Source organism: Nocardioides sp. PD653-B2 (genome assembly GCF_002117935.1).
Lineage (GTDB): Bacteria > Actinomycetota > Actinomycetes > Propionibacteriales > Nocardioidaceae > Nocardioides.
The window spans coordinates 58419-71055 of the sequence record NZ_BDJE01000026.1 but is presented as its reverse complement, the minus strand read 5'-3'; the positions used below and the strand labels follow the sequence as shown (position 1 = coordinate 71055).

18 protein-coding genes are annotated in these 12637 nt (G+C 71.6%); 12 read left to right on the top strand and 6 right to left on the bottom strand.

Going from position 1 to position 12637, the window contains the following annotated elements; translation table 11 throughout:
• Positions 1-72 precede the first annotated feature (72 nt).
• Positions 73-651, top strand: coding sequence for a PadR family transcriptional regulator (locus PD653B2_RS11875; protein ID WP_207559360.1), 579 nt, complete (start codon positions 73-75; stop codon positions 649-651).
• 47 nt (positions 652-698) lie between these two features.
• On the top strand, positions 699-1424 hold the full coding sequence (locus tag PD653B2_RS11870) for a FadR/GntR family transcriptional regulator (protein ID WP_165763443.1): 726 nt from the start codon (positions 699-701) through the stop codon (positions 1422-1424).
• A gap of 130 nt (positions 1425-1554) precedes the next feature.
• Here PD653B2_RS11870 and PD653B2_RS11865 read toward each other — a convergent pair whose 3' ends face one another.
• A complete protein-coding gene (locus PD653B2_RS11865) occupies positions 1555-2406 on the bottom strand; it encodes an alpha/beta fold hydrolase (protein WP_085872589.1) in 852 nt (283 codons plus the stop codon).
• Between the two features lie 110 nt (positions 2407-2516).
• On the bottom strand, positions 2517-3131 hold the full coding sequence (locus tag PD653B2_RS11860) for a quercetin 2,3-dioxygenase (RefSeq protein WP_165763442.1): 615 nt from the start codon (positions 3129-3131) through the stop codon (positions 2517-2519).
• A gap of 317 nt (positions 3132-3448) precedes the next feature.
• Between PD653B2_RS11860 and PD653B2_RS11855 the strand changes: the two genes are divergently transcribed.
• From PD653B2_RS11855 to PD653B2_RS11820, 8 genes are all read left to right on the top strand, one after another.
• On the top strand, positions 3449-4732 hold the full coding sequence (locus PD653B2_RS11855; RefSeq protein WP_085872587.1) for a CpaF family protein: 1284 nt from the start codon (positions 3449-3451) through the stop codon (positions 4730-4732).
• Positions 4732-5586 carry a type II secretion system F family protein gene (locus PD653B2_RS11850; protein WP_085872586.1) on the top strand — a complete coding sequence of 285 codons (855 nt, stop codon included), beginning with the start codon at positions 4732-4734 and terminating at the stop codon, positions 5584-5586. Before PD653B2_RS11855 ends, PD653B2_RS11850 begins: the two co-directional genes overlap by 1 nt.
• Positions 5583-6524 (top strand): type II secretion system F family protein, encoded by a 942-nt coding sequence (locus PD653B2_RS11845; protein ID WP_085872585.1) that lies wholly within the window; start codon positions 5583-5585, stop codon positions 6522-6524. Before PD653B2_RS11850 ends, PD653B2_RS11845 begins: the two co-directional genes overlap by 4 nt.
• Positions 6525-6548: 24 nt before the next feature.
• Positions 6549-6743, top strand: a complete 195-nt coding sequence (locus PD653B2_RS11840) for a hypothetical protein (RefSeq protein WP_085872584.1) — start codon at positions 6549-6551, stop codon at positions 6741-6743.
• Positions 6744-6748: 5 nt separating this feature from the next.
• Entirely contained in the window at positions 6749-7141 is a 393-nt protein-coding gene (locus tag PD653B2_RS11835; protein ID WP_085872583.1) for a TadE/TadG family type IV pilus assembly protein, read from the top strand.
• Positions 7138-7590 carry a hypothetical protein gene (locus tag PD653B2_RS11830; RefSeq protein WP_085872582.1) on the top strand — a complete coding sequence of 151 codons (453 nt, stop codon included), beginning with the start codon at positions 7138-7140 and terminating at the stop codon, positions 7588-7590. The genes PD653B2_RS11835 and PD653B2_RS11830 overlap by 4 nt, the downstream gene beginning before the upstream one ends.
• On the top strand, positions 7577-8026 hold the full coding sequence (locus PD653B2_RS11825; RefSeq protein ID WP_085872581.1) for a Tad domain-containing protein: 450 nt from the start codon (positions 7577-7579) through the stop codon (positions 8024-8026). Before PD653B2_RS11830 ends, PD653B2_RS11825 begins: the two co-directional genes overlap by 14 nt.
• A gap of 61 nt (positions 8027-8087) precedes the next feature.
• On the top strand, positions 8088-8489 hold the full coding sequence (locus tag PD653B2_RS11820; RefSeq protein WP_085872580.1) for a GFA family protein: 402 nt from the start codon (positions 8088-8090) through the stop codon (positions 8487-8489).
• Here PD653B2_RS11820 and PD653B2_RS25345 read toward each other — a convergent pair.
• From PD653B2_RS25345 to PD653B2_RS11800, 4 genes are all read right to left on the bottom strand, one after another.
• Complete coding sequence (locus tag PD653B2_RS25345) at positions 8447-8707, bottom strand: hypothetical protein (protein ID WP_085872579.1); 261 nt, start codon at positions 8705-8707, stop codon at positions 8447-8449. The two genes, PD653B2_RS11820 and PD653B2_RS25345, sit on opposite strands and share 43 nt — an antisense overlap.
• Entirely contained in the window at positions 8707-8946 is a 240-nt protein-coding gene (locus PD653B2_RS25340; protein WP_085872578.1) for a helix-turn-helix transcriptional regulator, read from the bottom strand. The genes PD653B2_RS25345 and PD653B2_RS25340 overlap by 1 nt, the downstream gene beginning before the upstream one ends.
• Positions 8947-9118: 172 nt before the next feature.
• Positions 9119-9394, bottom strand: a complete 276-nt coding sequence (locus PD653B2_RS11805; protein ID WP_085872577.1) for a hypothetical protein — start codon at positions 9392-9394, stop codon at positions 9119-9121.
• Positions 9395-9437: 43 nt separating this feature from the next.
• Entirely contained in the window at positions 9438-11615 is a 2178-nt protein-coding gene (locus PD653B2_RS11800) for a PQQ-binding-like beta-propeller repeat protein (RefSeq protein ID WP_085872576.1), read from the bottom strand.
• A gap of 100 nt (positions 11616-11715) precedes the next feature.
• Here PD653B2_RS11800 and PD653B2_RS11795 point away from each other — a divergent pair, with 100 nt between their 5' ends.
• Together PD653B2_RS11795 and PD653B2_RS11790 are read left to right on the top strand one after the other, a co-directional pair.
• Positions 11716-12183, top strand: coding sequence for a CAP domain-containing protein (locus PD653B2_RS11795; protein WP_085872575.1), 468 nt, complete (start codon positions 11716-11718; stop codon positions 12181-12183).
• A 139-nt stretch (positions 12184-12322) separates the two neighbouring features.
• Positions 12323-12616 carry a hypothetical protein gene (locus tag PD653B2_RS11790; RefSeq protein ID WP_085872574.1) on the top strand — a complete coding sequence of 98 codons (294 nt, stop codon included), beginning with the start codon at positions 12323-12325 and terminating at the stop codon, positions 12614-12616.
• The last annotated feature ends 21 nt before the right edge of the window (positions 12617-12637 follow it).

Sequence of the window (12637 nt, the reverse complement as noted above, 5' to 3'; positions counted from 1 at the left end):
GAGCGCACGTCGCAGAGTACGCCTAAATAGGAGTACTGCACTAGAGGAGTACTAGGTCCTAGACTCCGAGATGTGTCCCTCAAGCACGCGCTCCTGGGCGTCCTCGCGGCGCGGCCGATGAACGGCTACGCGCTCTCGAGGTTCTTCGCGAGCTCGCAGAACTGGGTCTGGTCGGCCCCGCAGAGCCAGATCTACAGCGCGCTGAAGGGGCTGGAGTCCGAGGGTTTGATCGAGGCTCGGCGCGAGGAGGGCAAGAACGGCCTCGACAGCAAGGTGTTCTCGCTGACTGATGCGGGCCGCGGCCTGTTGCTCGGTTGGGTTGCGACCTCGCACGACAGCCCGCCGGTCCGCGATGCGTTCGCCCTCCAGGCGCTCTACTTCGACTCCGTCCCGGCCGAGGCCGCGCGGGCCGTGCTGGAGGACTTCATCGAGACCCAGATCAGGCTCTGCGATGAGTGGACGACCCAGCGCGACGCGCTCGCCGTGGGGGACACACCGCTGTTGCGGGAGCGTCTCGCGCACCGACCGCGCTCCGAGCATGCGCGGATCTCCCGGCTGAAGGCGCACGTCTTCGATGGCCAGGTGCGTCAGGCGCAGGTTCGCATCGACTGGGCTCGAGAGGCGATCGCGCTCCTCGACGAGCCTGGCTAGCAGTCGGGTTCCTGGCATTCCGCGTATTGGTCATTATTGTTTCCGTTGTGGCGATCGAAACGAAGGTCCATGGCCCCCCCATTGCCGGCGCCCGGGTGTCTCGCGCGGAGTTGGTCGCGGAGAACCTGAGCGAACGCATCATCGAAGGATCGTTCGTCGCGGGCCAGCGGCTCGGGACGAAGACCGAGCTTCGGGAGGAGTACGGCGTCGCGGTCGGCACCCTCAACGAGGCGGTGCGGCTGCTGGAGAGTCGCGGCCTGGTCAACGCCAAGCCGGGCCCTCAGGGTGGCATCTTCGTCGCGGCGCCGCCGGCCCACATTCGGCTCAGCCATCTGATCCTCGGCCTCGGCAAGAACGCGCTGTCGGTGGCCGACAGCCTCGAGATCCGGGATGCTCTCGAAGCGCCGATCGCTCTGCATGCCAGCCGAACCGCTTCGGCCGCTGACCTCAAGCGGTTGCGCAAGATGGTGGCGCAGATGGGGGAGTGCGAGGATGACCCGACCAGCTACCTCAGCAGGAACTGGGCACTGCACGAAGCGATCGCCGAGCTGTCCGCGAATCGGCTGCTGCGGACGATCTACATCTCGCTGCTCGACACGGCTCGCGGCGGCGTTCGCGACGTCGAGCCCGACGAGCACTTCCGCGCCGTGTGGCGCGAGAACTGGCGGCTGCACGTCGACCTGGTCGAGGCGATCGCCAGCCGTGACGAGCGGCGGGTGGTCGCTGCAGCCGAGGCGCACCAGCCGCTCAGCACCACCCTGCCCAGCTGCTGAGCTATCGCCGTCGTGGTGCGCCGGTTGGACGGGCCGTCCGGGTGTTCCGGCCGCCCCCGGCGATAGGACGGGAGGCCACTCCTGTCAGCTGGAGTGGCCTCCCGTCCGCGTGGTGTGGAGGCCGGCGGCATCACGCCGCCGGCGCTGAAGCCTCCAGGAAGCTGGTGACCTGTGCCAGGAACTCGGCGCGGCGTTCGATCTGCACCCAATGCCCGGCGTCGCCGAAGCCGACGAGGCGTACGTCGCGCAGAAGATCGAGGAGCCGCAGGGACGTCTCGGCGAACGGAATCACCTTGTCGTCGCGTCCGTGCACCAGCAGAGTCGGCTGTGCGATGGTCGCCAGCTCCTCGTACGAGAGCGCCAGGTCGTCCCACCAGCGCTGGCGCGGCGCCGGGAACATGCGCTGCCACGCCTCGTCGATGCCGGGCGCGGTGCTGGCCCGGTAGCGCAGTTCGACCAGCTCGGGAGTGTTGACGCTCTGGTCGTGGGCGAGCAGCTCGATCGACCGACGCATGTTGTCGTGGCTGGGGGTGTAGGCCCACAGCTCGTCCAGTCCCGGCGGAATGGTTGCGGGCACGCCCATGGCACCCATCAGGACGAGGCGACCGACCCGCTGGGGTGCGGCGACAGCCATGGACAGTGCGACGGCGCCGCCCATCGAGTTTCCGGCGACGTCGAAGTCCTCGATGCCGAGCGCGTCCAGGAAGTCGAGCCCGTGGCGGGTCCAGGTCTCCCGGCCGTAGCCCGCGCCGGGTTCTCCCTGCGTGCCGTTGAAGCCGACCTGGTCGTAGGCGACGACGTGATAGCGCTCGGCGAGATCGGGGATGATCTGCCTCCAGTTCGACCAGGCCGAGACGCCCGGGCCCGAGCCGTGGATGAGGACGAGGGTGCGACCTTGCCCCGCCTCGTGGTAGTGGGTGCGAACCCCGTTGACGTCGATGAAGCTGCCCTGTTCCAGGTCAGCGGCCGCTGGGTTGCTCACGCAACCTCCTTCGTTCTCGTGTGGGTGTGGTCTGTGCAGGCGTAGGCCGCCACCGCCGCTTCCGACGATCAAACGGTCGGCGCCGGTGGTCGACCCGGGCCTAGCGACGTTCAGCTGTCGGTTGCGAGGCGTCCGACGGTCTGCGGCCGGTAGACCGGAGCGCCGAGGGGCCCGTCGGCCGGCTTCCAGTCGAACGGCTCGCCAGCCCGCATGAAGTCCTCCATGCCCGGCTCGAAGTGCTTCGTGTAGGGCAGGGCGAAGGCAGCGGCAGGCTCAGACAGCTCTTCGAAGAAGCGCTCGAATCCCCCCGGCAGCACCAGGCACAGGAACTTGGCGGTGGTGGACGTGATGATCCACTCGTGAACCGTGTCGACCGGAGCGTAGAAGAACGAGCCGGGGCCCACCTCGTGGTGGACTGCGTCACCGACGCCGACGGAGAGCTCGCCGTCGAGCACCCAGAAGGCCTCGGCCTCGCGCGGGTGGGTGTGACCAGGTGCTGACATGCCGCGCGGGCCGGCGAACTCGATCATCGCGAACTTGCCGTCGGTGTCGCGTTGCCGCGCCTTCATCGTCAGCAGCCCGCCACCGAACCACCATGCGGGCCCCTCGCCGTCTCGCAGCAGGTAGCCGGGGGCGACTCCATCTGGGCTGCCGCCCGCTGTCTCGGTGGCGACCGGCTCGTCATCGCCGATCTCCTGCGGCTCAGGGCCAAAGGACGTTGCCATTTCCTGTTCCTCTCGTACGACCATCTCGTCGGCTCATGAGACCACAATCACTATGATGAATGCAATGGATTCGGGCGAGGCAGGTCCTCGTGGCGTCGGTCTTCACTCGATCCCGAGGGCTTCTGCAACGACGGCGCCGCGACCAGACACCCATACCGTCTCGGGGCGGTGCTGCCACCCGCGGACCTCGTGAACGACGGTGCCGATGATCGTGGAGACCAGGTTCACCGGTCTTTACCCACAGGTGGCGAGCGGCCGGTTTGGGGCCGGGGGGCGACGGCAAGACTGAGCGGCAAGGAATCCACTCGGGGGACCCCATGTCACTGACCCAGCCCGCCGCACACGCAGCGGCACGCCGTACGGCGAACGCGCACGAGGAGCTGGTCGAGGAGCTCGACCAGCAGGTGCGCGAGATCGTGCGCCGCGAGGGTGTCGACCCGCAGCGCGACGCCGCGCTGGTGCGGCGGATCGCCGAGAGCGTGGTCCGTGAGCACGACGACCGCAGCCTGACCGGCGCGGTCGCGCCGGTGCCCGACGTCGACGCGATGGTCGGCGAGCTGGTGGCCCGGGTCTCCGGCTTCGGGCCGCTGCAGCCCTTCCTCGACGACCCCGCCGTGGAAGAGGTCTGGATCAACGACCCGAGCCGGGTCTTCATCGCGCGCCACGGCCGCCACGAGCTGACCAACCTCGTGCTGACCACCGCCCAGGTGCAGGAGCTGGTCGAGCGGATGCTGAAGTCCAGCGGCCGGCGCATCGACATCAGCCAGCCGTTCGTCGATGCCATGCTCCCGGAAGGGCACCGGCTGCACGTCGTCCTCGAGGGGATCAGTCGGGGCTTCTCCGCGGTGAACATCCGGAAGTTCGTCCTCCGGGCCGCGCGGCTGCGCGACCTGGTCGAGCTCGGCAGCCTGACCCCGCCGGCCGCCGCGTTCCTCGAGGCCTCGGTCCGGGCGGGGCTCAACATCCTGGTGGCCGGCGGCACGCAGGCCGGCAAGACCACCATGCTCAACTGCCTCGCCGCCGCCATTCCCGGTGGCGACCGGGTGGTCTCCGCGGAGGAGGTCTTCGAGCTGCGGTTCCCGCACCCCGACTGGGTGCCGCTGCAGACCCGTCAGTCCGGGCTCGAGGGCACCGGCGAGATCCGGCTGCGCGACCTGGTCAAGGAGAGCCTTCGCATGCGCCCGAGCCGGATCATCGTCGGCGAGGTCCGCGCCGAGGAGTGCCTCGACCTGCTGCTCGCGCTGAACGCCGGCCTGCCCGGCATGTGCACCATCCACGCCAACAGCGCCCGCGAGGCGCTGGTCAAGATGTGCACGCTGCCGCTGCTGGCCGGGGAGAACATCTCCGCGCGCTTCGTCGTGCCGACCGTCGCGGCCTCGGTCGACCTGGTCGTCCACCTCGGCATCGACGAGACCGGTGTACGCCGGGTCAACGAGATCGTCGGGGTCGCGGGCCGGGTCGAGAACGACATCATCGAGACCGAGCCGGTCTTCGAGCGACGCGGCGGCGAGCTACGCCGTACCGGCGGGATGCCGCCCCACCCCGAGCGCTACGAGCGCGTCGGGATCGATATCCACCGGGTCATCGCCGGAGCGTCGTGATGGGTGCGCTCGTCGGGCTCGGGGTCGGCATCGGACTGATGCTGGTCTGGAGCGCGTTCGCGTTGCCGCGACGCTCCCGCGACGAGGTGCGTACGACGGGCCGGGCCGCCGACCTGCTCGCCCGCGCGGGCCTCGGCCAGGTGTCGGTCACCGGCTTCGCCGTCCTCTGCCTGGTGTGCGGGCTCGTCAGCACGCTGGTGCTGCAGGTCGTCTCGGGCACGCCGCCGGTGGCGGTCGCCTTCGGACTGATGGGCGCGTACCTGCCGGTCGCCGTCGTGTCGGGCCGCGCGCGCCGCCGTCAGCGCGAGCTGGCCGAGGTCTGGCCGGAGGCGGTCGACAACCTGACGTCGGCGGTCCGCGCGGGGATGTCGCTGCCCGACGCCCTTGCTGCGCTCGGCTCCCGCGGGCCGGAACCGCTGCGTGAGGCGTTCGACCGGTTCGCCCTCGACTACCAGGTCACCGGCCGCTTCGGGGAGAGCCTCGACCGGCTCAAGGACCGGCTCGCGGATCCGGTCGGCGACCGCGTCATCGAGGGACTCCGGATCGCCCGTGAGGTCGGCGGCGGCGAGCTCGGTCGGCTGCTGCGCAACCTCTCGTCGTACCTGCGCGACGACGCCCGCACCCGCTCCGAGATGGAGGCGCGCCAGTCGTGGACCGTCAACGGCGCCCGGCTCGCCGTGGCGTCGCCCTGGCTGGTGCTGCTGTTCATGTCCTTCCAGTCCGACGTCATCCGGCGCTACGCATCGCCGGGCGGGGTCCTGGTGCTCGCCCTCGGCGCCGTCGCGTGCGTCGTCGCCTACCGGCTGATGATGCGGATCGGACGCCTCCCCACCGAGCGGCGGATCCTGTCGTGACGCCGGTGACGTGGGGCGCGACGCTCGGGGCGGTCCTCGCCGCCGGGCTGCTCCTCGTCGCCGCCCGGATCCGGGTGATCCGTCGGCCCCAGCTCGCGTTGCGGGTGCTGCCCTACGTCCGTGACCTGCCGCAGGTCGGCCGCACGCCGACGCTGCGCGTCGCCTCGTCCTCGCCGACCTCGGCCGCGGCCGGGGTCTTCGGACCGCTGATCCGGTCGGCCGCCGACACCGTGGAGCGGGTGCTCGGCGGTGCGACCTCGGTCCGCCGGCGGCTCGAGCGGGCGAACATCGACAAGACCGTCCACGAGTTCCGCGTCGAGCAGGTGCTCTGGGGACTCGTCGGCTTCGCCGTCGCCGCGGCGTACGGCGTGCTGCGGATGCTCACCGCCCCCGGCTCCGCGCTGAGCTCGCTGCTCGTCTGCGCGATCGCCGTCGTGGTCGGCGTGCTCGCCCGCGACACCTGGCTCACCAGCCAGGTCCGCTCCCGCGAGCGTCGGATCCTCGCGGAGTTCCCGACCGTGGCCGAGCTGCTCGCGCTGGCGGTCGCCGCGGGCGAGAGCCCGGTCGCCGCCCTCGACCGCGTCGTACGGCGCAGCGGCGGCGAGCTGTCCGCCGAGCTGGGCCGGGTGCTCGCCGACATCCGCACCGGCGAACCCGTCGGCACCGCCTTCGACCGCCTGGCCTCGGTGACCGGGCTGCCGCTGGTCGCCCGCTTCGCGCAGGGCATCGCGGTCGCGGTCGAGCGGGGCACCCCGCTGTCCGACGTGCTGCACGCCCAGGCCGCCGACGTCCGCGAGGCCGGACGCCGCGAGCTGATCGAGACCGCCGCCCGCAAGGAGGTCTTCATGATGGTGCCGGTCGTGTTCCTCGTGCTGCCCATCACCGTCCTGTTCGCCTTCTGGCCCGGTGTGATCGGCCTCCACCTGACGACGACGTAACCCCTCGGAAGAACGGAAGACACCATGGAACACATCTCGCTCGCGATGACGAGGATCTGCCTCGTGCTGCTCGCGCCGCGGCGGCGTGACGAGCGCGGGGACGTGCCCGGCTGGGTCATGATCACGGTCATGACGGCTGGCCTGGTCGCCGCGATCACCGCGGTCGCCGCCCCGCAGCTGCAGTCGATGCTGACCTCCGCCCTCAACCAGGTGAAGTAGCGCCGATGCGGGTCCTCCGGCGACGGGGCGAGCGCGGGTCCGCGGTGGTGGACTTCGTGCTGGTCCTGCTCGTCCTGGTGCCGGTCTTCCTCGGCATCCTCCAGGTCGCGCTGGTGCTGCTCGTGCGCAACACGTTGGCGTCGGCTGCCTCGGAGGGCGCGAGATACGGCGCCACCCTCGACCGCAGCCCTGCCGACGGTGCGGCCCGCACCCGCAGCCAGATCGACGGGGCCGTCTCCGGGCGCTTCGCGCAGGACGTCGACGCGCACCCCGCGGTCGTCGACGGGGCGCCGGGCGTCGAGGTGGTCGTCCACGCGTCGGTGCCGGCGCTCGGCATCGGCGGCCCGGCCATCGAGCTGACCGTCACCGGCCACGCCGTCGAGGAGCAGCGGCCGTGAGCCGGCGCTGCGACGAGCAGGGCAGCGCGCTGGTCGAGCTGACCTGGCTCGGGATCCTGCTGCTGATCCCGATGCTGTGGATCATCCTCTCGGTCTTCGAGGTGCAGCGCGGCGCCTTCGCCGTCAGTGGAGCCGCCCGCGCGGCCGGTCGCGCCTACGCGCTGGCACCCACCGACGCCGTGGGCAGGCAGCGCGCCGAGGCGGCGGCCGCGCAGGCACTCGCGGACCAGGGTGTCCACGGTGTGCCGCTCCGCGTGCGGATCACCTGTACGCCGTACCCCCACGACTGCCACAGCGGCACGTCGGTCATCACCATCGTCGTCACCTCGAGCGTCGACCTGCCGCTGCTCCCGACGTTCCTGGGCGGCAACGCCCCGAGCTTCGCGCTCGACGCCACCCACACAGTGCCGATCGGCCAGTTCCAGGAGATCGACCGTGCGGCGCCCTGAGCGGAGCGAGTGCGGCCAGGCGACGATCCTGATCGTCGGCTTCGCGTTCGTGCTGGCGATGGCGGTCGCGATGGTCGTCGACGTCTCGGCGGCCTACCTCCAGCGGCAGGGCCTCGACACCGTCGCCGACGGCGCGGCCCTGCGCGGCGCCGACCTGGGCGCGACCGGCCGCGAGGTCTACACGGGCGGCGTCCCTCGGGACCGGCTCGACCTCACCGCCGACGCCGTGCGCGCGTCGGTGCGCGACTACCTCGCAGCTACGGGCGCCTATGCGGACTACCCCGGTCTCTCCTTCACGGTCGCCATCGACCCGCGCACCTCGAGCGTGAGCGTCCATCTCACCGCGCCGCTCGACCTGCCCCTCACCGTCCCCGGCTCGCCCGAGATCGCCACCATCGGCGCGATCGGGTCGGCGGTCGTGGTGGCCGAGCGGTAGCCCGTGAGGCGCCCCAGCGACCGGCTTGACACGGCGCGATCCCTCCGGCCTACCCTCCTGTGTGACCTCAGCCACGCCACGGGCTAAGGGCCAGTGCCTGTGCGGTGCGATCCGGTTCTCGGTCCTCGGTGAGCTCCGCGACGTCTACAACTGTCACTGCCACCGGTGCCGGCGGTTCACCGGCCACCACATGGCCGCCACGGCGACGGATGCCTCCGCTCTCGTCGTCGAGGACGAGGGCGGCAACCTGCGCTGGTTCCACCCCGCCCCGGACGCCGGCTATGCCTTCTGCCGGCGGTGCGGGTCGTCGCTGTTCTGGCAGTCCGAGGACATGCAGCGCACCTCGATCTGCGCGGGCACCCTGGATCCACCGACCGGGTTGTCGACCGAGCGGGCCTGGTGGGTGAGCGAGGCCAGCGACTACCACACCAGGCCACCCCTTCCCGAGTACAAGACCGAGTGACTCGCCATGCGCTCGACGTGGCACCCCGGCGGGAGAGTCCGCACGCGCGTGGTGACGAGCCCTGCGCCCGCACCGAGCCCGGAGCTCGCGCCGAAGCCGAGCGCCAAGGGGAGGGCAACCAGGCCGACCATGAGGCCGGCCGTCAGGTCGGCGCCGAGCCGGGCCTGGCGCCAGTCGGCGGCGCGGGGGAGCAGCTCGGTGACGCGACGGACCCGCATCAGGGACGGTGGGACGCAGCGAGCTCCGACTCCAGCTCGCCCTGGACCGCGATCAGCCCCGCGAGGATGGTGCGGGCGGCCAGCAGCAGGTCGCGCACCTCGGGCACGCTGACGGAGTAGACGACCTCCCCGCCGCTGCGGTGCGAGACCACCATCGACGTACGCCGCAGGACCGCGAGCTGCTGGGACAGGTTGCTGGGCTCGATGTCGATCTCCTCGCGGCCTACCTCTGGCGACAATAGAGACTGGCGGCCGCAATCCGACGCTCGACGTCCTCGTGAGGCTTGCCGGTGCTCTGCGGGTCCCGATTGCTGACTTGTTCAGACTGGAGGAGCCCTGACCGTCCCCGGACTTCCGGAGGTAGCCTCGACCGGGGCCACCGGAAGCGCCGTGGTGGCCGAGCGATGAGGCCTAGGGGACCTTCCAGTCCGCGACCGTCATCGGCCGGATGCAGGCCGCTCGCATCCAGGTCGTCCCGCTCGACCAGCCGCGCTCGCTGAAGCTGTTCGCCCAGACCACCAGGCCCTCCCAGCCCGGCTGCCCGCGGGCGTGGGACGAGCTCCGCCACTCCAGCAGGATGCCGACGCTGGGAGGCCGGCCGCCGTTGTGGTTCCACATGCCGGTGGAGTCGATCCAGACCGGGCGCGGGAGCGCGGTGGCTCGCTCCCGTCCGCCCGCCGCACCCATCGGTGCAGACTAGAACACATGTTCGAATGACTGGTAGAGCGGGTCAGCGTCCGGCCGGGGAGATGTAGCCGATCGGGCGGTAGGTGCTGCCGCCGAGGTTGGGGGAGAGGCCGGCCGCGTAGGAGTAGCCGCCCCCGGGGGCGGTGACGACCGCGGAAGCGTAGGTGCCGGGGCCGCCGAGCGGCGCCACCCGCTCTCCGGTGGCGGCGTCGAGGAGGCGCTGCGGGCCGCCGTCGACGAAGAGCAGGTCGCCGGCGACGTGGAGGCGGAGCAGCACCCGGTTGCCGCCGAAGGGGGCGGGGTCGAAGGTGCCGTCCTGGTGGGAGGCGGCGGACAGCTTCGTCAGCCCGGGCCGCTCGGAGTCGGCGAGCTCGAGGACCTGCTTGAAGAGGCCGGAGGCGAAGAGCGAGCCGTCCTGGGCCACGACGTCGTAGACGGGTCCGTTGATGTGCGGGTCGAACCCCGGGCGCCGTACGCCGGTGGCCGGGTCGAGCCGGATGATCGCCGTGTTGCGCGGGAAGCCGGCCCGGGTGCTGCGCTTGAAGCTGCCGGCCGCGACCAGGTCGCCGTCGACCGTGGTGAGGGTGGTGACGTAGCCCCGCAGCGGCAGCAGGAAGGTGTCCACCCGGTGGCCGGCCGCGTTGTAGACGTCGACCCGGTTGCGGGGGAACTTCACGTCGCTCTCGAGCCGGCGGGCGACGTACAGCCTGTCGTCGATCGTGGTGAGTCCGGTCAGGTTCTTGACCGACCGGGTCAGGGCGGGGAGCGCGGCGCCGGTGTCGGGGTCGAAGGCCCGGATCCGCGACGTGTAGGGGTAGTAGAGGTGCGGGCTGCCCTCCCGCTTGTCGAAGCCCTGGTAGTGGTTCGGGGCCAGGTAGAGCGCCGACGGGCTGAGGATCGGGTCGCCGTACGCGTAGCGCTTCACCTGGAAGGCGGGGTCCGGCTCGAGGGTGTCGGCGTCGAGGACAGCGACGCTGTCGGAGCGGACCCAGTCGGTCATGTAGAACGTGCCGCCGACGTAGACGTCGCCGCCGGACAGCTCGACCGCGTTGACCTGCTGGTTGTACGCCGGGAGGTCGGTCTCGATGCGATCGCCGGTCGCCGCGTCGAGGACCGCCAGGTCGCGGGCCGGCTCGCCGCCGGCCGAGGTGAAGCTGCCGCCCACCCACAGCCGGTTGCCGTCCAGGGCGAGGTCGTAGACACCGCCGGGGGCGCCGAACGTCGAGTCCTGGCCGCCCAGCAGCGGGGCGAAGTCCGGCACCGGCGCGCCGGTGCCCGGGTCGAGGGCCATGAGGCGCGCGGCGCGGTCGGAGCCGGCGTAGAGGACCGAGTCCGTCCAGAGCAGCGCGTGGAAGGAGCGGTAGTCCTGCGGGCTGCTCGGCGGGTCGAAGGTCGGGTCGACGGCGCCGGTCGTCGGGTCGAGCGCGACCAGGCGGTCGGTGCCGACGTAGAGGTGGCCGCCGCCGAGGGTGAGGGCGTGCACGCCGCCGGGGTCGTGCGCGGGGGAGGTGAATGTCGAGATCGCGGCGCCGGTGACGGGGTCGAGGGCCACCACGCGGTCGCTGCCGACGTAGAGGGCGGTCGGCGACACCGCGATCTCGGTCACCCGCTCGGCCTGCGGGGCGTTGAGGGACAGCAGCGACCCGTCGACGGTGGAGATCGCGGCGAGGTGCTTGCGGGTCTCGCCACCGACCTTGCCGAAGTCGCCGCCGACGTAGAGCGTCGTGCCCTGCAGGGCGAGGGCGCTGACGAGGCCGTTGGTCACCGGCAGGAAGGCCGGGTCGAGGGTGTGGTCGGCGAGCACGTGCGCGAGCCCGCCGGTCGCCTGGCCGTCGATCGAGGTGAAGTCGCCGCCGACGTACCAGCCGCCGGCACCGTCGCTCACCGAGACCGAGACCTGGCCGTCGCCGAGCACCGGGCCGGCCACGGCCGCGCCGGTGGTGCCGTCGACCACGCCGCCGGCGCCGGAGTAGCGCCCGATGGTCTGGAAGCCGCCGACGGCGTAGAGCCGGTCGCCGTCGCGGACCAGGTCGTAGATCTGCCCGTCGCTGATCACGGAGCCGGCCACCAGGTCGCCGGGGTGATCGGCCGGGAGGGGGGCGCGCGAGGAGGTGACCGGTGCGGCGGTGACGGGCGCGGGCTGCTGTGCGGAGGCGCTCGTCACCCCCAGGCCGAGTGCCAGGACGACGGGAACGGAGACGACGAAGTGGCGGGGGACCATGGCCGGGACAGTAGTGGCGGCTGGGACTCCGACCGGTGGTTACGGTGAGACAAGGCCCGACGGTCTAGCCCATGGAATCGATCCGGAATCGGAGGACACCATGCCCTCAGTACGACGGACCACCCCGGCCCTGCTCGCGGTCGCAGCTACCGCCGGAGCGCTCTGGCTCGTGCCCGCCCGGGCGGCCACCCCCGAGGCGAGGTACCAAGGCCAGGCGTACGCCGCGACCAACCACCAGCGGGTCCGCCACGATCGCGCGGAGCTGCACAAGCAGGACTGCGTGCAGCGGTTCGCGGTCAAGCAGGCCCGCAAGCAGGCGCGGCGCGACCGGATGTCCCACCAGGACCTCGGACCGGTGCTGCGCGCCTGCGGGCTCTCCGCCGCCGGGGAGAACGTCGCCTACGGCTACCCCACCGGCAGGTCGGTCGTGAACGACGGCTGGATGCACTCGCCGGGACACCGGGCCAACATCCTCGACCCGCGCTTCCGGCTGATGGGGATCGGCGCCCGCAGGAGCGACTCCGGTCACTGGTACGTCGCGCAGGTCTTCGGCCGCGCGGCCGGCTGAGCGCCGTGACCGAGGGCGGGGAAATTTCCTCGAAACGGCACATCTAGACCTCTGGACTAGACAGAATGGCCGGGTGGAGGTCCCACACGTCACTGGGTCGAGCCGCGTCGCGAGGGGGAAGTCGTGGCAAGGAGTTCGCATGGCAGTCCAGGTCACGGGCGTCGGAGGAACGGCCGTCAGCATCCAGCGGGTCGATCAGCACCCCACCGCATCCACGATCTTCGTCGAGGAGGGTCACCTGTACGTGGCCACCGGATGGTCGATGAAGCCGCACCAGACCCTGGCGGTCTACGCGCCCGGTGAGTGGCGCTCCGCCGAGGTGATCGACGCCCAGCCCCGCGGCGCGCCCGTGCGGCCGAACGAGGCGGCCGCGATCGACCAGCGCGGGGGCGACCAGGTCCCCGTCCTTCTCGAGGCCGGCCGGAGCGGCTGACGACACGGGGTCCGATCTGCG